At 68.8% G+C, this 16,888-nt stretch carries 17 protein-coding genes; 16 read left to right on the top strand and 1 reads right to left on the bottom strand.

Annotation, left to right across the window (positions count from 1 at the left end; all coding sequences use genetic code 11):
- Positions 1–71 precede the first annotated feature (71 nt).
- The 16 genes from prfA (at position 72) to ACP4J3_RS28975 (ending at position 14,954) form a co-directional block, all read left to right on the top strand.
- The gene (prfA, locus tag ACP4J3_RS29050) at positions 72–1,145 is read left to right on the top strand and encodes a peptide chain release factor 1 (RefSeq protein WP_426539016.1); all 1,074 of its coding nucleotides are present in this window, start codon (positions 72–74) and stop codon (positions 1,143–1,145) included.
- Positions 1,146–1,240: 95 nt separating this feature from the next.
- A complete protein-coding gene (gene prmC / locus ACP4J3_RS29045) occupies positions 1,241–2,080 on the top strand; it encodes a peptide chain release factor N(5)-glutamine methyltransferase (protein WP_194040578.1) in 840 nt (279 codons plus the stop codon).
- A 49-nt stretch (positions 2,081–2,129) separates the two neighbouring features.
- Positions 2,130–2,777, top strand: coding sequence for an L-threonylcarbamoyladenylate synthase (locus ACP4J3_RS29040; RefSeq protein ID WP_426539015.1), 648 nt, complete (start codon positions 2,130–2,132; stop codon positions 2,775–2,777).
- On the top strand, positions 2,774–3,454 hold the full coding sequence (locus tag ACP4J3_RS29035; RefSeq protein WP_426539014.1) for a protein-tyrosine-phosphatase: 681 nt from the start codon (positions 2,774–2,776) through the stop codon (positions 3,452–3,454). Before ACP4J3_RS29040 ends, ACP4J3_RS29035 begins: the two co-directional genes overlap by 4 nt.
- Before the next feature lie 74 nt (positions 3,455–3,528).
- Complete coding sequence (glyA, locus tag ACP4J3_RS29030; RefSeq protein ID WP_426539013.1) at positions 3,529–4,767, top strand: serine hydroxymethyltransferase; 1,239 nt, start codon at positions 3,529–3,531, stop codon at positions 4,765–4,767.
- Between the two features lie 140 nt (positions 4,768–4,907).
- Positions 4,908–6,245 (top strand): MraY family glycosyltransferase, encoded by a 1,338-nt coding sequence (locus ACP4J3_RS29025; protein WP_426539012.1) that lies wholly within the window; start codon positions 4,908–4,910, stop codon positions 6,243–6,245.
- A gap of 279 nt (positions 6,246–6,524) precedes the next feature.
- The gene (locus ACP4J3_RS29020; protein ID WP_426539011.1) at positions 6,525–6,971 is read left to right on the top strand and encodes a hypothetical protein; all 447 of its coding nucleotides are present in this window, start codon (positions 6,525–6,527) and stop codon (positions 6,969–6,971) included.
- 225 nt (positions 6,972–7,196) lie between these two features.
- Positions 7,197–8,024, top strand: a complete 828-nt coding sequence (gene atpB, locus ACP4J3_RS29015; RefSeq protein ID WP_426539010.1) for a F0F1 ATP synthase subunit A — start codon at positions 7,197–7,199, stop codon at positions 8,022–8,024.
- A 75-nt stretch (positions 8,025–8,099) separates the two neighbouring features.
- Positions 8,100–8,333 (top strand): ATP synthase F0 subunit C, encoded by a 234-nt coding sequence (gene atpE, locus ACP4J3_RS29010; protein WP_033275524.1) that lies wholly within the window; start codon positions 8,100–8,102, stop codon positions 8,331–8,333.
- 39 nt (positions 8,334–8,372) lie between these two features.
- Positions 8,373–8,915, top strand: coding sequence for a F0F1 ATP synthase subunit B (locus ACP4J3_RS29005; RefSeq protein ID WP_426539009.1), 543 nt, complete (start codon positions 8,373–8,375; stop codon positions 8,913–8,915).
- Positions 8,912–9,727: a F0F1 ATP synthase subunit delta gene (locus ACP4J3_RS29000; protein ID WP_426539008.1), complete on the top strand. Its 816-nt coding sequence runs from the start codon at positions 8,912–8,914 to the stop codon at positions 9,725–9,727. Before ACP4J3_RS29005 ends, ACP4J3_RS29000 begins: the two co-directional genes overlap by 4 nt.
- Before the next feature lie 132 nt (positions 9,728–9,859).
- Positions 9,860–11,467, top strand: coding sequence for a F0F1 ATP synthase subunit alpha (atpA, locus tag ACP4J3_RS28995; RefSeq protein ID WP_426539007.1), 1,608 nt, complete (start codon positions 9,860–9,862; stop codon positions 11,465–11,467).
- Positions 11,468–11,488: 21 nt separating this feature from the next.
- Positions 11,489–12,406 (top strand): F0F1 ATP synthase subunit gamma, encoded by a 918-nt coding sequence (locus ACP4J3_RS28990; RefSeq protein ID WP_426539006.1) that lies wholly within the window; start codon positions 11,489–11,491, stop codon positions 12,404–12,406.
- The gene (atpD, locus tag ACP4J3_RS28985) at positions 12,406–13,842 is read left to right on the top strand and encodes a F0F1 ATP synthase subunit beta (RefSeq protein ID WP_426539005.1); all 1,437 of its coding nucleotides are present in this window, start codon (positions 12,406–12,408) and stop codon (positions 13,840–13,842) included. Before ACP4J3_RS28990 ends, atpD begins: the two co-directional genes overlap by 1 nt.
- 128 nt (positions 13,843–13,970) lie before the next feature.
- Positions 13,971–14,345: a F0F1 ATP synthase subunit epsilon gene (locus ACP4J3_RS28980; protein WP_426539004.1), complete on the top strand. Its 375-nt coding sequence runs from the start codon at positions 13,971–13,973 to the stop codon at positions 14,343–14,345.
- 162 nt (positions 14,346–14,507) lie between these two features.
- Positions 14,508–14,954 (top strand): DUF2550 domain-containing protein, encoded by a 447-nt coding sequence (locus ACP4J3_RS28975; RefSeq protein WP_194040549.1) that lies wholly within the window; start codon positions 14,508–14,510, stop codon positions 14,952–14,954.
- A 74-nt stretch (positions 14,955–15,028) separates the two neighbouring features.
- On the opposite strand, the gene ACP4J3_RS28970 is transcribed toward ACP4J3_RS28975, so the two are convergent.
- Positions 15,029–16,849, bottom strand: coding sequence for a glycosyl hydrolase family 18 protein (locus ACP4J3_RS28970; RefSeq protein ID WP_426539003.1), 1,821 nt, complete (start codon positions 16,847–16,849; stop codon positions 15,029–15,031).
- Positions 16,850–16,888: the final 39 nt, after the last annotated feature.

Genomic DNA, 16,888 nt, shown 5'->3' with positions numbered 1-16,888 from the left:
TCAGGCGCGCCGGGACCGGCGTTTTTGGTCGCCCGCCTTCCCCCCTTACAAACGCAGTTCAGGAGCCCAAGATGTTCGAGGCCGTCGAGGAACTGGTCGCTGAGCACACCGACCTGGAGAAGAAGCTCGCCGACCCGTCGGTCTTCGCCGACCAGGCCAACGCGCGCAAGCTCAACAAGCGCTACGCCGAGCTCACCCCGATCGTCGCCACGTACCGCTCCTGGAGGCAGGGCGGCGACGACATCGAGACGGCCCGTGAACTGGCCGCCGACGACCCCGAGTTCGCGGCCGAGGTCAAGGAGCTGGAGAAGACGCGCGAGGAGCTGACGGAGAAGCTGCGCCTGCTGCTCGTCCCGCGCGACCCGAGTGACGACAAGGACGTCATTCTGGAGATCAAGGCGGGCGCCGGCGGCGACGAGTCCGCGCTCTTCGCCGGTGACCTGCTGCGGATGTATCTGCGCTACGCCGAGCGCGTCGGCTGGAAGACCGAGATCATCGACTCCACCGAGTCCGAGCTGGGCGGCTACAAGGACGTCCAGGTCGCGGTGAAGACCAAGGGCGGGCGGACGCCGGAACCCGGGCAGGGTGTCTGGGCGCGGCTGAAGTACGAGGGCGGTGTGCACCGTGTGCAGCGGGTGCCCGCGACCGAGTCCCAGGGCCGTATCCACACCTCCGCGGCCGGTGTGCTGGTCACGCCGGAGGCCGAGGAGGTCGACGTCGAGATCAACCCGAACGACCTGCGGATCGACGTGTACCGGTCGTCCGGACCGGGCGGCCAGTCCGTGAACACCACCGACTCCGCCGTGCGCATCACGCACATCCCGACCGGAGTCGTCGCCTCCTGCCAGAACGAGAAGAGCCAGTTGCAGAACAAGGAGCAGGCCTTGCGTATCCTGCGCTCCAGGCTGCTCGCCGCGGCGCAGGAGGAGGCCGAGCGGGAGGCCGCCGACGCCCGCCGCAGCCAGGTCCGCACCGTCGACCGCTCCGAGAAGATCCGCACCTACAACTTCCCGGAGAATCGCATCTCGGACCACCGCGTCGGCTTCAAGGCCTACAACCTGGACCAGGTCCTGGACGGCGACCTCGACGCGGTGATCCAGGCCTGCGTGGACGCGGACTCGGCGGCGAAGCTGGCGGCCGCGTAAGGGCGCAGCGGTAAGGGACGTACGCACGTACGAGTACGACACGGAGGACTTGCGTGCAGCAATACATTGGGGGGCGAACCCCGAGCCCTCGCAGCGTGCTGCTCGCGGAGGTGGCACAGGCCACCCAGCGGCTGGCCGACGCCGGCGTGCCCTCGCCGCGCAACGACGCGGAGGAACTCGCCGCGTTCGTGCACGGTGTGAAGCGGGGCGAGCTGCACTCCGTGAAGGACGCGGACTTCGACGCCCGGTACTGGGAGGTCATCGCCCGGCGTGAGCAGCGCGAGCCGCTGCAGCACATCACCGGGCGGGCGTACTTCCGCTATCTCGAACTCCAAGTCGGGCCGGGGGTGTTCGTGCCCCGCCCCGAGACCGAGTCGGTGGTCGGCTGGGCCATAGACGCGGTGCGCGCGATGGATGTCGTCGAGCCCTGCATCGTCGACCTGTGCACCGGCTCCGGCGCCATCGCGCTCGCCCTCGCCCAGGAGGTCCCGCGCTCGCGCGTGCACGCCGTCGAGCTGTCCGAGGACGCGCTGCACTGGACCCGCAAGAACGTGGCGGGCTCCCGTGTCGACCTGCGGCAGGGCAACGCGCTGGACGCCTTCCGCGACCTCGACGGCCAGGTCGACCTGGTCATCTCCAACCCGCCCTACATCCCGCTCACCGAATGGGAGTACGTCGCTCCCGAGGCGCGGGACTACGATCCCGAACTCGCCCTGTTCTCCGGCGAGGACGGCCTCGACCTCATCCGCGGTCTGGAACGGACCGCACACCGGCTGCTGCGCCCGGGCGGTGTCGTCGTCATCGAGCACGCCGACACCCAGGGCGGCCAGGTGCCGTGGATCTTCACCGAGGAGCGGGGCTGGGCCGACGCGGCCGACCACCCCGACCTCAACAACCGCCCGAGGTTCGCCACGGCCCGCAAGGCACTGCCGTGAGCACCCCCAAGCCCTTTCAGATGTACGTGTACGAGGAGGCCCGCTAGATATGGCACGGCGATACGACACCAACGACGCGACCGACCGCACGACCGGTCTGCGTGAGGCCGCGTCCGCCGTCCGCCGTGGCGAGCTCGTGGTCCTTCCGACCGACACGGTGTACGGCGTCGGCGCCGACGCGTTCTCCAAGGAGGCCATCGGCGACCTGCTGGAGGCCAAGGGACGCGGCCGCAACATGCCCACCCCCGTCCTGATCGGCTCCCCGAACACGCTCCACGGTCTCGTCACCGACTTCTCCGAGCTGGCCTGGGAACTGGTGGACGCCTTCTGGCCGGGCGCGCTGACGCTGGTCGCCAAGCACCAGCCGTCGCTGCAGTGGGACCTGGGCGACACCCGGGGCACGGTTGCCGTGCGCATGCCACTGCACCCGGTGGCGATCGAGCTGCTGACGGAGGTCGGCCCGATGGGCGTGTCCTCGGCCAACCTCACCGGACACCCGGCGCCGGAGGACTGCGACGCCGCGCAGGAGATGCTCGGCGACTCGGTCTCGGTCTACCTGGACGGCGGCCCCACCCCCGGCAACGTCCCGTCCTCGATCGTCGACGTCACCCGCGAGGTGCCGGTGCTGCTGCGCGCCGGTGCCATCTCGGCGGACGAGCTGCGCAAGGTCGTACCCGACCTCGAGGTGGCCAATTGACAGCCCCTGACGCGGGGCGTGGCATAGGCAACGGGGAAAGCGCGGCAGAGATCACGACGACCTTCGTGGGACTCCCGCGCGACAGCTTCCGCATCCTCCACGTCAGCACCGGCAATGTGTGCCGCTCGCCGATCACCGAGCGGCTGACCCGTCATTTCGTGACGCAGCGGCTCGGGGTGCTCGGCGGCTCGCTGATCGTGGAGAGCGCGGGCACCTGGGGCCACGAGGGCGCGCCCATGGAATCCAACGCGGAGACGGTCCTCGCCGACTTCGGCGCGGACGCCTCCGACTTCGTCGGGCGCGAGCTCCTCGACGAGCACGTCATCATGGCGGACCTGGTCCTCACGGCCACCCGCGACCATCGCGCCCAGGTCATCTCGATGGGCCATTCGGCGGGCCTGCGCACCTTCACCCTGAAGGAGTTCACCCGCCTGGTCCGCGCCATAGACCCCACGACCCTCCCTCCCCTGGAGGACGGCGTGGTCCACCGCGCACGCGCCCTGGTCCGCGCGGCGGCGGCTCTACGCGGGTGGCTCCTGGCGCCCACGGCGGAGGCGGACGAGGTGTACGACCCGTACGGGGCGCCGCTGACGTTCTTCCGGTCGGTGGGGGACGAGATACACGAGGCGCTCGATCCGGTCGTCACGGCGCTCACGGGCGTTCCCGCGAGGACGTGACAACGCCGGGCGTCCCTGACGTCCCGGGCCTACATTGGACGTACGTCACCGTCGACGCACGCCCGGAGCGCACCATGTCGGTCACCCATACCCTCGAGGCCGATGTCCTGCGGCGGCAGGACCCCCAGCTCGCCGACATCCTGCTCGGGGAGCTCGACCGGCAGTCGACGACGCTTCAGCTCGTCGCCGCGGAGAACTTCACCTCGCCGGCGGTGCTGGCGGCGCTCGGGTCGTCGCTGGCCAACAAGTACGCGGAAGGGTATCCGGGCGCCCGGTACCACGGCGGCTGCGAGATGGTCGACGTCGCCGAACGGCTCGCCGTGGAGCGGGCCAAGGCGCTGTTCGGCGCCGAGCACGCCAACGTCCAGTCGCACTCGGGGTCTTCGGCCGTCCTCGCCGCCTACGCCGCCCTGCTGCGCCCCGGCGACACCGTCCTCGCCCTCGGACTGCCGTACGGCGGACACCTCACGCACGGCTCGCCCGCCAACTTCTCGGGCCGCTGGTTCGACTTCGTCGGCTACGGCGTGGACGCGGAGACCGGGCTCATCGACTACGACCAGGTGCGCACGCTCGCCCGCAACCACCGGCCCAAGGCCCTCGTGTGCGGGTCCATCGCCTATCCGCGGCACATCGACTACGCCCTCTTCCGCGAGATCGCCGACGAGGTGGGCGCCTATCTCATCGCCGACGCCGCCCACCCCATGGGGCTCGTCGCCGGGGGAGCGGCGCCCAGTCCGGTGCCGTACGCCGATGTCGTGTGCGCCACCACTCACAAGGTGCTGCGCGGCCCGCGCGGCGGGATGCTGCTGTGCGGTTCCGATCTCGCCGAGCGCGTCGACCGCGCCGTCTTCCCCTTCACCCAGGGCGGCGCCCAGATGCACACCATCGCCGCCAAGGCCGTCGCCTTCGGCGAGGCGTCGACTCCGGCGTTCGCCGTGTACGCCCACCAGGTGGTCGCCAACGCCAGGACGCTCGCGGCCCACCTGGCCGCGGCGGGCCTCGTCGTCACCACCGGCGGCACCGACACCCACCTGATCACCGCCGACCCGGCGCCCCTCGGCGTCGACGGCCGCGAGGCGCGCGGGCGGCTCGCGGCGGCCGGGATCGTGCTGGACTGCTGCGCGCTGCCGCACGGCGACGCCCGCGGCCTGCGCCTCGGTACGGCGGCCGTGACCACCCAGGGCATGGGGGAGGAGGAGATGGCGTGGCTCGCCGCGACGCTGGCGCGGGTGCTCAGAGGTGAGACCGAAAGCCAGAAGGTCCGTGAAGAAGTGCGGGAGCTCACCGGTAGATTTCCGCCGTATCCCGGCTGAGGCGGGGTACACGCCCCGGAACACACAGCCACGCATGCAACCATCGTCGCTACCCGGAAGTCCCCACACATATGCGTCGCGTATGCGTCCATCGCTAGGGTGTGGGGCTGAGATGGCCGGCGAGACTTGTGGGGAAGCCTGTGCGTGAATACCTGCTGACGCTCTGCATCACGGCCGCGGTGACGTATCTGCTGACAGGGCCGGTGCGCAAGTTCGCGATCGTGGCCGGAGCGATGCCGGAGATCCGGGCACGTGACGTGCACCGGGAACCCACTCCGCGGCTCGGCGGGATCGCGATGTTCTTCGGCCTGTGCGCGGGCCTGCTGGTCGCCGACCACCTCACCATCCTCAGTGCCGTCTTCGAGAAGTCCAACGAACCGCGGGCGCTGCTCTCCGGAGCGGCGCTGATCTGGCTCATCGGCGTCCTGGACGACAAGTTCGAGATCGACGCCCTGATCAAGCTGGGCGGCCAGATGATCGCCGCCGGCGTCATGGTCATGCAGGGCCTGACGATCCTGTGGCTGCCCATCCCCGGTGTCGGCAACGTCGCGCTGACCCAGTGGCAGGGCACCCTGCTGACGGTCGCGCTGGTCGTCATCACCATCAACGCGGTGAACTTCGTCGACGGCCTGGACGGCCTCGCGGCCGGCATGGTGTGCATCGCCTCGGCGGCGTTCTTCCTCTACGCCTACCGCGTCTGGGTCTCGTACGGCATCGAGGCCGCCGCCCCGGCCACCCTGTTCGCGGCGATCCTGATGGGCATGTGCCTGGGTTTCCTGCCGCACAACATGCACCCGGCGCGGATCTTCATGGGCGACTCCGGCTCGATGCTGATCGGCCTGGTCCTCGCCGCGGGCGCGATCTCCATCACCGGACAGGTCGACCCGGACGCGCTGAAGCTGTGGACCGGCTCCGAGCAGGCGGCCGTGCACCAGACGGTGCCCGTCTACATCCCGCTGCTGCTGCCGCTGACGATCATCGCGATCCCGGCCGCCGACCTGATTCTGGCGATCGTCCGCCGCACCTGGCGCGGCCAGTCACCGTTCGCCGCCGACCGCGGTCACCTGCACCACCGCCTTCTGGAGATCGGCCACTCGCACAGCCGCGCGGTGCTCATCATGTACTTCTGGTCGGCGCTGATCGCCTTCGGCGCCCTCGCCTACTCGGTGAACTCGGCGTCCATGTGGATCGTGCTCGGCGTGGTGTTCCTCAGCGCCATCGGCCTGGTCCTGCTGCTCCTGCCCCGCTTCACCCCGCGCGCCCCGCGCTGGGCCGAGCACTTCGTGCCGCCGCGCTACCGGCGGCCCGGGGCCGTCGCCGAGCCGGCGGCCGCCACCCCGCAGACCGGGTGCGCCGAGGAATCCGCCGAGGCGGAGGACGAGCCGCGCACCCCGGTCGGCGCCGGCGCCTCGCGCGTCAACGGAGCGACCGCGATCGGTGCCCGTCAAGGTAAGAGCACGCCCAAGGTAAGAATCTGACTAGAGCATTGCCAAGTCATGGGGGAACGAAGCGTCCCAATACCAGACAAGGCGACCGTGATTCCGCACAGACGCGCATCATCACTCTCATGTGTGACAGTGAGCACACGTCCCAGGTAAAGACCTCATCAAATAGTTTGTGATACGGTTCACGAGAACCCGGGACGGAGCCGAAGGACCGAAGTGCGACGGTCCACCGGCGTGAGGTTCTCTCTCAGCCCGGGACTACGCTCGTCCATGACGACACCCTGCCCCCACCGTGAAAGCGGAGTTGCCGCCATGCCGTCCAATGACGCCCGCACCCTGCTCCAGGCCGCTGTGCCCACAGCCGCCGCCGGCGCTGTTGCCGCCGTCGTCAGTGGTGTGGTCGCCGGCGGCAAGGGGGCGGTCGGGGCGGTCGTCGCGACGGCGGTCGTGATCCTGTTCATGGGACTCGGTCTCTATATCCTTCAGCGCACTGCCAAATCGCTTCCGCATCTGTTCCAGGCCATGGGCCTGATGCTGTACGCGGCGCAGATCCTGCTGCTGTTCATCTTCATGGCCGCGTTCAAGAACACGACGCTGTTCCACCCGCGGGCCTTCGCATTCACGCTGCTCGCGGCCACGCTTGTGTGGATCGCCATGCAGACGCGCGCCCACATGAAGGCCAAGATCCTCTACGTGGAACCCGATTCGGACGCCTCCTCGAAGGGCGGCAGGTCCGAAAAGACGGGGCACTCGTCGTGAGAGGTAGGGGCGGGATAAAGGCGCTCGAGAGATCCTGCTATCGTCCGGTGCCAACTGCGGCATCGCGGGCGCGGGCATCCGAGCTGACGCCTGCTCAATCGCGAGGCGAGATGCCCCACAGCCGCCCCCATATCCGTAACACCAGTCCCGTGCCGAACCGCGGCTGCTCGCCGCGCCGACACAACGAGGTTGCCGTATCCATGCGCCACGCTGAAGGAGCCCGCGGTGAGTGCTGACCCGACGCAGGTGCTCGCCTTCGAGACCGACTGCCACCTTTTCGACGGGTGTGGCTTCGCCGAGGTTTCTCCGGGCCTGCACTCGTTCCTGTTCCAGCCCCTGTGGGGTGACGGTGACAGCAACCTGTACTTCAACAAGACGATGCTGCTGGCGCTGCTCGGCTCGATCATCATCGTCGGCTTCTTCTGGGCCGCCTTCCGCCGGCCGCAGGTCGTGCCCGGCAAGCTCCAGATGGTCGCCGAAGCCGGCTACGACTTCATCCGCCGCGGTGTCGTCTACGAGACCATCGGCAAGAAGGAAGGCGAGAAGTACGTCCCGCTCGTCGTCTCGCTGTTCTTCTTCGTCTGGATGATGAACCTCTGGTCGATCATCCCGGTCGCCCAGTTCCCGGTTACCTCGATCATCTCGTACCCGCTGGTCCTGGCGCTGATCGTCTACATCACGTGGGTGTCGCTGACCTTCAAGCGGCAGGGCTTCGTCGGCTTCTGGAAGAACGTCACCGGCTACGACAAGTCGCTCGGCGCCGTGCTCCCGCTGGCCATGCTGATCGAGCTCTTCTCGAACCTGCTGATCCGGCCGTTCACCCACGCCGTGCGACTCTTCGCGAACATGTTCGCCGGCCACACCCTGCTGGTGCTTTTCACGATCGCCAGCTGGTACATGCTGAACGGCATCGGTATCGCCTACGCGGGCGTCTCGTTCGTGATGGTCATCGTGATGACCGCCTTCGAGCTGTTCATCCAGGCCCTGCAGGCGTACGTCTTCGTCCTGCTGACGTGCACCTACATCCAGGGCGCGCTCGCCGAGCACCACTGAGCCACCGCCCTCCCACCTCCACAGATCGTCCGGTGGCCAACCCCCACCGGTCCGTAAAGAAAAGGAAGAACTGGCATGTCCCAGACTCTTGCCGCAGTTACCGGCTCGCTCGGCTCCATCGGTTACGGCCTCGCCGCGATCGGCCCGGGCGTCGGCGTCGGCATCATCTTCGGTAACGGTACCCAGGCTCTTGCCCGTCAGCCTGAGGCCGCCGGCCTGATCCGTGCCAACCAGATCCTCGGCTTCGCCTTCTGTGAGGCGCTCGCCCTGATCGGTCTGGTTATGCCGTTCGTCTACGGCTACAACTAAACCGCCGCCGGACCAGCCGACTAGACGAAAGGCACTCACATGAGCAACCTGCTCATCGCGGCGAGCGAGGGGGAGAACCCTCTCGTCCCGCCGATCCCCGAGCTCGTCATCGGCCTGATCGCCTTCGCCATCGTCTTCGGCTTCCTCGCCAAGAAGCTCCTCCCGAACATCAACAAGGTTCTGGAAGAGCGCCGCGAGGCCATCGAGGGCGGTATCGAGAAGGCCGAGGCCGCCCAGACCGAGGCCCAGAGCGTTCTGGAGCAGTACAAGGCCCAGCTCCAAGAGGCCCGGCACGAGGCCGCGCGTCTGCGTCAGGAGGCGCAGGAGCAGGGTGCCGCGCTCATCGCCGAGATGCGCGCGGAAGGCCAGCGGCAGCGTGAGGAGATCGTCGCCGCCGGTCACGCCCAGATCGAGGCCGACCGCAAGGCCGCCGCGTCCGCGCTGCGCCAGGACGTCGGTCAGCTCGCCACCGAACTGGCCGGCAAGCTGGTCGGCGAGTCCCTCGAGGACCACGCCCGGCAGAGCCGCGTCATCGACCGCTTCCTCGACGAGCTCGAGGAGAAGGCCGAGGCCGGACGATGAACGGAGCGAGCCGCGAGGCCCTGGCAGCCGCACGCGAGCGACTCGACGCGCTGACGGACAACACGTCCGTGGACGCCGGACGGCTCGCCGACGAGCTGGCCGCCGTCACCGCGCTGCTCGACCGCGAGGTGTCGCTGCGTCGGGTCCTGACCGACCCGGCGCAGGCCGGTGAGGCCAAGGCCGAGCTGGCCCAGCGCCTGCTCGGCGGCCAGGTCGGCGGCGAGGCCGCTGACCTGCTGGCCGGCATGGTGCGCTCCCGCTGGTCGCAGTCCCGCGACCTGGTGGACGCGCTGGAGGAGCTGGCGGACACCGCCGACCTCACCGCCGCGCAGAAGGACGGAACGCTCGACGACGTCGAGGACGAGCTGTTCCGGTTCGGCCGGATCGTCTCTTCCAGCACCGAGCTGCGCGCCGCGCTCACCGACCGCGCCGCCACCACCTCGGCCAAGGGCGAGCTGCTGCGCAGCCTGCTGGGCGGCCGGGCCAAGGCGACCACCGAGCGTCTGGTGACGCGTCTTGTGACCGCGCCGCGTGGACGTAGCCTGGAGTCGGGACTGGAGTCCCTGTCCAAGCTCGCCGCCGAGCGCCGGGACCGCATGGTGGCCGTGGTCACCTCCGCGGTGCCGCTGAGCGACGGGCAGAGGCAGCGCCTGGGCGCGGCCCTCGCCAAGCTCTACGGCCGCAAGATGCACCTCAACCTGGACGTGGACCCCGAGGTCGTCGGCGGTATCCGGGTGCAGGTCGGTGACGAGGTCATCAACGGCTCCCTCGCGGACCGCATCGAGGACGCCGGCCGCCGCATGGCGAGCTAGCAGCAACTTCATAGCAGTACGTACTTACGACGGCCCATGTTGGGCCGTGCAGAGGATTCACCTCGTTCAGGGGGGAGTCCCCATCCCCCCAAAGTGAAACTTCGGGCCCAACAAGGAGAGCAGGGAACCCAGATGGCGGAGCTCACGATCCGGCCGGAGGAGATCCGGGACGCGCTGGAGAACTTTGTCCAGTCGTACAAGCCGGACGCGGCCTCGCGCGAGGAGGTCGGTACGGTCACCCTTGCCGGCGACGGCATCGCGAAGGTCGAGGGCCTGCCCTCGGCCATGGCCAACGAACTGCTGAAGTTCGAGGACGGCACCCTCGGCCTCGCCCTCAACCTCGAGGAGCGCGAGATCGGTGCCATCGTCCTCGGTGAGTTCAGCGGCATCGAGGAGGGTCAGCCGGTGCAGCGCACCGGTGAGGTGCTCTCCGTGGCCGTCGGCGAGGGCTACCTCGGCCGCGTCGTCGACCCGCTCGGCAACCCGATCGACGGCCTCGGCGAGATCGAGACCACCGGTCGCCGCGCCCTCGAGCTGCAGGCCCCCACGGTCATGCAGCGCAAGTCGGTGCACGAGCCGATGGAGACCGGCTACAAGGCCGTCGACGCGATGACCCCGATCGGCCGTGGCCAGCGTCAGCTCATCATTGGTGACCGCCAGACCGGCAAGACCGCGCTGGCCGTCGACACGATCATCAACCAGCGCGACAACTGGCGCACCGGCGACCCGAACAAGCAGGTCCGCTGCATCTACGTCGCCATCGGCCAGAAGGGCTCGACCATCGCGTCGGTCCGCCGCGCGCTGGAGGAGAACGGCGCGCTGGAGTACACGACCATCGTGGCCGCCCCGGCGTCCGACCCGGCCGGCTTCAAGTACCTGGCGCCGTACACCGGTTCGGCCATCGGCCAGCAGTGGATGTACGACGGCAAGCACGTCCTCATCATCTTCGACGACCTCTCGAAGCAGGCCGACGCCTACCGCGCCGTGTCCCTGCTGCTGCGCCGCCCGCCGGGCCGTGAGGCCTACCCGGGTGACGTCTTCTACCTGCACTCCCGTCTCCTCGAGCGCTGCGCCAAGCTCTCCGACGACATGGGTGCCGGCTCGATGACCGGTCTGCCGATCGTCGAGACCAAGGCCAACGACGTCTCGGCGTTCATCCCGACCAACGTCATCTCCATCACCGACGGCCAGTGCTTCCTGGAGTCGGACCTGTTCAACGCCGGTCAGCGCCCCGCGCTGAACGTCGGTATCTCCGTCTCCCGAGTCGGTGGTTCCGCGCAGCACAAGGCGATGAAGCAGGTCTCCGGCCGACTGCGCGTCGACCTCGCCCAGTTCCGTGAGCTGGAGGCGTTCGCCGCCTTCGGTTCCGACCTGGACGCCGCGTCGAAGGCGCAGCTGGAGCGCGGTCAGCGCATGGTCGAGCTGCTGAAGCAGGCCCAGTACGAGCCGATGGCCACCGAGGACCAGGTCGTCTCCGTGTGGGCCGGCACCACCGGCAAGATGGACGACGTGCCGGTCGGCGACATCCGCCGCTTCGAGAAGGAGCTCCTGGAGTACCTGCACCGCAAGGAGCAGGGCCTGATGACCTCCATCAAGGAGGGCGGCAAGATGTCGGACGACACCCTCACCGCCGTCGCCGACGCCATCGCGGAGTTCAAGAAGCAGTTCGAGACCGCGGACGGCAAGCTCCTCGGCGAAGAGGCTCCGGCCGCCCCGAAGGCGACCAGCGCCTCCAAGTGACGTAAGGAAGGGACCTGACTCATGGGAGCCCAGCTCCGGGTCTACAAGCGTCGCATCCGATCCGTCACCGCGACCAAGAAGATCACGAAGGCGATGGAGATGATCGCCGCCTCGCGCGTCGTCAAGGCGCAGCGCAAGGTGGCGGCCTCCACGCCGTACGCGACCGAGCTCACCCGCGCGGTCACGGCGGTCGGCACCGGCTCGAACACCAAGCACCCGCTGACCACGCAGGCCGAGACGGTCACGCGGTCCGCGGTGCTGCTCCTGACCAGCGACCGCGGCCTCGCCGGCGCCTTCAATTCCAACGCCATCAAGGCGGCGGAGCAGCTGACCGAGCGGCTGGAGCGCGAGGGCAAGGAGGTCGACGTCTACATCGTCGGCCGCCGCGGTGTGGCGCACTACAACTTCCGTGAGCGCAAGATCGCGGAGTCGTGGAGCGGCTTCACCGACGAGCCGTCGTACGCGGACGCCAAGAAGGTCGCGGCCCCGCTGATCGAGGCCATCGAGAAGGAGACGGCCGAGGGCGGCGTGGACGAGCTCCACATCGTCTACACCGAGTTCGTCTCGATGATGACGCAGCAGGCGCTGGACGCCCAGCTCCTGCCGCTCAGCCTCGAAGAGGTCGCGGAGGAGTCGCACACCAAGGGCGAGATCCTCCCGCTGTACGACTTCGAGCCCTCGGCGGAGGACGTCCTCGACGCCCTGCTGCCGCGGTACGTCGAGAGCCGGATCTACAACGCGCTGCTTCAGTCGGCCGCCTCCAAGCACGCCGCCACGCGGCGCGCGATGAAGTCGGCCACCGACAACGCCGGAGAGCTCATCGAGACGCTCTCCCGACTTGCCAACGCGGCCCGCCAGGCCGAAATCACCCAGGAAATCAGCGAGATCGTCGGTGGCTCCGCAGCCCTGGCCGACGCGACCGCGGGGAGTGACCGATAATGACCACCACTGTTGAGACCGCGACGGCCACGGGCCGCGTCGCCCGGGTCATCGGCCCGGTCGTCGACGTGGAGTTCCCCGTCGACGCGATGCCGGACATCTACAACGCCCTCCACGTCGAGGTCGCCGACCCGGCGAACGCGGGCGAGAAGAAGACGCTGACCCTGGAGGTCGCCCAGCACCTGGGTGACGGCCTGGTCCGCACCATCTCCATGCAGCCCACCGACGGTCTGGTCCGCCAGGCCCCGGTCACCGACACCGGCACGGGCATCACCGTCCCGGTCGGCGACTTCACCAAGGGCAAGGTGTTCAACACCCTCGGTGACGTGCTGAACGTCGACGAGACCTACGACGGCGAGCGCTGGTCCATCCACCGCAAGGCCCCGAACTTCGACGAGCTCGAGTCGAAGACCGAGATGTTCGAGACCGGCGTCAAGTGCATCGACCTGCTGACCCCGTACGTCAAGGGCGGCAAGATCGGTCTGTTCGGCGGCGCCGGCGTCGGCAAGACGGTGCTCATCCAGGAGATGATCTACCGCGTCGCCAACAACCACGAGGGTGTGTCGGTGTTCGCCGGTGTCGGCGAGCGCACCCGTGAGGGCAACGACCTCATCGACGAGATGAGCGAGTCGGGCGTCATCGACAAGACCGCGCTGGTCTTCGGTCAGATGGACGAGCCCCCGGGCACCCGTCTGCGCGTGGCCCTCGCCGGTCTGACCATGGCGGAGTACTTCCGCGATGTGCAGAAGCAGGACGTGCTGTTCTTCATCGACAACATCTTCCGCTTCACCCAGGCCGGTTCCGAGGTGTCGACCCTGCTCGGCCGTATGCCCTCCGCGGTGGGCTACCAGCCGAACCTGGCCGACGAGATGGGCATCCTCCAGGAGCGCATCACCTCGACCCGTGGTCACTCGATCACCTCGATGCAGGCGATCTACGTCCCCGCGGACGACCTGACCGACCCGGCCCCGGCGACCACGTTCGCCCACCTCGACGCGACGACGGTGCTGTCCCGTCCGATCTCCGAGAAGGGCATCTACCCGGCGATCGACCCGCTGGACTCCACGTCCCGCATCCTGGACCCGCGCTACATCGCGCAGGACCACTACAACACCGCCATGCGCGTCAAGGGGATCCTGCAGAAGTACAAGGACCTCCAGGACATCATCGCGATCCTCGGTATCGACGAGCTCAGCGAGGAGGACAAGCTGGTCGTCCAGCGTGCCCGCCGCGTGGAGCGCTTCCTGTCCCAGAACACCCATGTCGCCAAGCAGTTCACCGGTGTGGACGGCTCCGACGTGCCGCTGGACGAGTCGATCGCCGCGTTCAACGCGATCTGCGACGGTGAGTTCGACCACTTCCCGGAGCAGGCGTTCTTCATGTGCGGTGGTCTCGAGGACCTCAAGAAGAACGCGAAGGAGCTGGGCGTCTCCTGACGCACCGGTTCGTGAGCCACTGAGCTCTTGATGAGGGGGCGGGGGTTCGTCCCGCCCCCTCACTCACGCCTACTAGACTTGTAACCAACACCCGGCAGAACCGCCGGGTGGTGACCCGAGGAGCCACCTTGGCTGCTGAGCTGCACGTCGCGCTGGTCGCCGCCGACCGTGAGGTCTGGTCGGGCCAGGCCACCCTGGTCGTCGCGCGCACCACGTCCGGCGACATCGGCGTCATGCCCGGTCACCAGCCGCTGCTCGGTGTGCTGGAGTCGGGCCCGGTGACCATCCGTACGAGTGACGGTGCGACCGTCGTCGCCGCGGTGCACGGCGGTTTCATCTCGTTCGCGGACAACAAGCTGTCGCTGCTGGCCGAGATCGCCGAGCTGTCGGACGAGATCGATGTCCAGCGTGCGGAGCGGGCACTGGAGCGCGCGAAGTCGGACGACGACGCGCACGCCGAGCGCCGCGCGGAGGTCCGTCTGCGGGCGGCGACGGCGCGCTGACCCACAGGGTCACCTTCCGGGCCGTCTAGGCTCTGGGGGAGCGCACGCGATGACGTCACTCAGCCGCGGCTGGGACCGGAGCGATCCGGTGCCGGTCGCGGCTGAGGCAGATATGGAAGTTTTTTCCGTTCCGTTACCTAGGAGACGAGGAGGTCGGTGTCGATGGTCCTCGCTCTGACTGTGTGCGGAATCGTCGTCGCCCTGGTGGTGCTGGGGCTGTTCGTCTTCGGTCTGCGCCGCAGACTCATCCAGCGCTCCGGCGGCACCTTCGACTGTTCCCTGCGCTGGGACGTGCCGGAGAAGACCGACACCAGCGGCAAGGGCTGGAGCTACGGCGTCGCCCGCTACAACGGCGACCGCGTCGAGTGGTACCGCGTCTTCTCCTACGCCTACCGCCCGCGCCGCATCCTGGAGCGCTCCGCCATCGAGGTGGCCGGCCGCCGGGTGCCCGACGGCGAGGAGGAGCTGGCGCTGCTCTCCGACGCGGTGATCCTCACCTGTCTGCACCGGGGCACCCGCCTCGAACTCGCCATGAGCGAAGACGCGCTGACCGGTTTCCTCGCGTGGCTGGAGGCAGCCCCGCCCGGACAGCGAGTGAATGTGGCGTAGTCACATTCACTCGCTGGGTGGGGGTCCCCCCGGACGAAGTCTGGGGGAGCGTCAATGTCGCCTAGCGAAAATCTTTACGACAGCCCGCTGTTGATGGCGCTCACCAGCTCTCCGTTGCCGGTGTCGCCGCTGAACTCCCAGAAGAACGCGCCGCCGAGGCCCTGGTTCTTGGCCCAGGTCATCTTCCCGGCGATCGTCGACGGGGTGTCGTACGACCACCAGTTGCTGCCGCAGTGCGCGTACGCGGTGCCGCCGACCGTGCCGGTGGCCGGGCAGGACGCCTTGAGGACCTTGTAGTCCTCGATGCCCGCCTCGTAGGTGCCGCTCGCCGGGCCGGTGGCCGTGCCGCCGGGGGCGGACTGGGTGACACCGGTCCAGCCGCGGCCGTAGAAGCCGATGCCGAGCAGCAGCTTGCTCGCCGGGACGCCCTTGGCCTTGAGCTTGGCTATGGCGGCGGCGGAGTTGAAGCCCTCCTTCGGGATGCCGGAGTACGACGTGAGCGGCGAGTGCGGGGCGGTCGGGCCGGTCCTGTCCCAGGCGCCGAAGTAGTCGTAGGTCATCACGTTGTACCAGTCGAGGTACTGCGCCGCGCCGCCGTAGTCGGCCGCGTCGATCTTGCCGCCGGAGGAGGCGTCGGCGGTGATGGCGGCGGTGACCAGGTAGTTCGAGCCGAACTCGGCACGCAGTGCCTTGGAGAGGGTGCGGAAGGCCGCCGGTCCCGAGGTGTCGCAGGTCAGACCGCAGGCGTTCGGGTACTCCCAGTCGATGTCGATGCCGTCGAAGACGTCCGCCCAGCGCGGGTCCTCGACGACGGCCTTGCAGGACTTGGCGAACGCGGCGGCGTTCTGCGCGGCCTGGCCGAAGCCGCCGGAGTAGGTCCAGCCGCCGAAGGAGTACAGCACCTTGATGTGCGGGTACTTCGCCTTGAGCTGGCGGAGCTGGTTGAAGTTGCCGCGCAGCGGCTGGTCCCAGGTGTCGGCGGTGCCGCTGACGGACTGGTCGGCGGTGTAGGCCTTGTCGTAGGCGGCGTAGGTGTCGTCGACGGTGCACTGGCCGTTCTTGACGTTGCCGAAGGCATAGTTGATGTGGGTGATCTTCGAGGCGGAGCCGGAGGTCACCAGGTTCTTGACGTGGTAGTTGCGGCCGTAGACGCCCCACTCGGTGAAGTAGCCGAGCTTGACCTTGTCACCCGTGGGCGGCTCGGTCGTGCCGCCGGTGGTGCGCACCGCGCGGGCGCCGCTGACCGGGCCGGTCTGGTCGGCGGTGTCGCGGGCCCGGACGGTGTAGGAGTAGTCGGTGCCGGCGGTCAGGCCGGTGTCCGTGTACGACGTGGTGGTCACCGTCGCGACCTTGGCGCCGTCGCGCAGCACGTCGTAGTTCTTGACGCCCTTGTCGTCGGTGGCGGCGCTCCAGGACAGCTTCACCGAGGTGTTGGTGATGTCGGAGGCGGTCGGGGTGCCGGGCGCGGACGGCGGATTGTCGCCGGGGACGCTGCCGCCGTCGCAACTGCCGCCGTTCAGCTTGCAGTTGGCGGGGGAGCCGGAGCCGGTGCCGTTGAAGCCGAAGGAGACGGAGGCGCCGGGGGCGAGGGTGCCGTTCCAGGACTTGTTCTTCGCGGTCCAGTGGGTGCCGGAGGAGGTGACGTCGGCGTCCCAGGCGGAGGTGACGGAGGTGCCGGAGGGGAAGTCCCACTCGACGGTCCAGGAGGTCAGGGCGGTGGTGCCGGTGTTCTTCACCGTCCACTTGCCCTCGAAGCCGGAGCCCCAGTCCTGGGTCTTGGTGTAGGTTGCGGTCGCGGAGCCGACGGCCTCGGCGGGGCTTGCGAGCCCGACCAGACCGGCCAGCGGGAGCAGCAGGGTCGCCAGCCCCGCCGCGGCTCTGTGTCTGAAGCGCATCTCGCGCCTCCTTGGGGGTCTTGGGGGCGCGACTGAGCC

The sequence above is a fragment of the Streptomyces sp. UG1 genome (assembly GCF_049974585.1).
Lineage (GTDB): Bacteria > Actinomycetota > Actinomycetes > Streptomycetales > Streptomycetaceae > Streptomyces.
This window is presented reverse-complemented; position numbering and strand designations above follow the sequence as displayed.

Bases quoted from the DNA above. Each gene is read 5' to 3' on its own strand.
- ACP4J3_RS28970 (WP_426539003.1), bottom strand. From the start codon at position 16,849: ATGCGCTTCAGACACAGAGCCGCGGCGGGGCTGGCGACCCTGCTGCTC.
- ACP4J3_RS28990 (WP_426539006.1), top strand. From the start codon at position 11,489: ATGGGAGCCCAGCTCCGGGTCTACAAGCGTCGCATCCGATCCGTCACC.
- glyA (WP_426539013.1), top strand. From the start codon at position 3,529: ATGTCGGTCACCCATACCCTCGAGGCCGATGTCCTGCGGCGGCAGGAC.
- atpA (WP_426539007.1), top strand. From the start codon at position 9,860: ATGGCGGAGCTCACGATCCGGCCGGAGGAGATCCGGGACGCGCTGGAG.
- prfA (WP_426539016.1), top strand. From the start codon at position 72: ATGTTCGAGGCCGTCGAGGAACTGGTCGCTGAGCACACCGACCTGGAG.
- ACP4J3_RS29020 (WP_426539011.1), top strand. From the start codon at position 6,525: ATGCCGTCCAATGACGCCCGCACCCTGCTCCAGGCCGCTGTGCCCACA.
- ACP4J3_RS29040 (WP_426539015.1), top strand. From the start codon at position 2,130: ATGGCACGGCGATACGACACCAACGACGCGACCGACCGCACGACCGGT.
- atpD (WP_426539005.1), top strand. From the start codon at position 12,406: ATGACCACCACTGTTGAGACCGCGACGGCCACGGGCCGCGTCGCCCGG.
- ACP4J3_RS29005 (WP_426539009.1), top strand. From the start codon at position 8,373: ATGAGCAACCTGCTCATCGCGGCGAGCGAGGGGGAGAACCCTCTCGTC.
- ACP4J3_RS28975 (WP_194040549.1), top strand. From the start codon at position 14,508: ATGGTCCTCGCTCTGACTGTGTGCGGAATCGTCGTCGCCCTGGTGGTG.
- ACP4J3_RS29000 (WP_426539008.1), top strand. From the start codon at position 8,912: ATGAACGGAGCGAGCCGCGAGGCCCTGGCAGCCGCACGCGAGCGACTC.
- atpE (WP_033275524.1), top strand. From the start codon at position 8,100: ATGTCCCAGACTCTTGCCGCAGTTACCGGCTCGCTCGGCTCCATCGGT.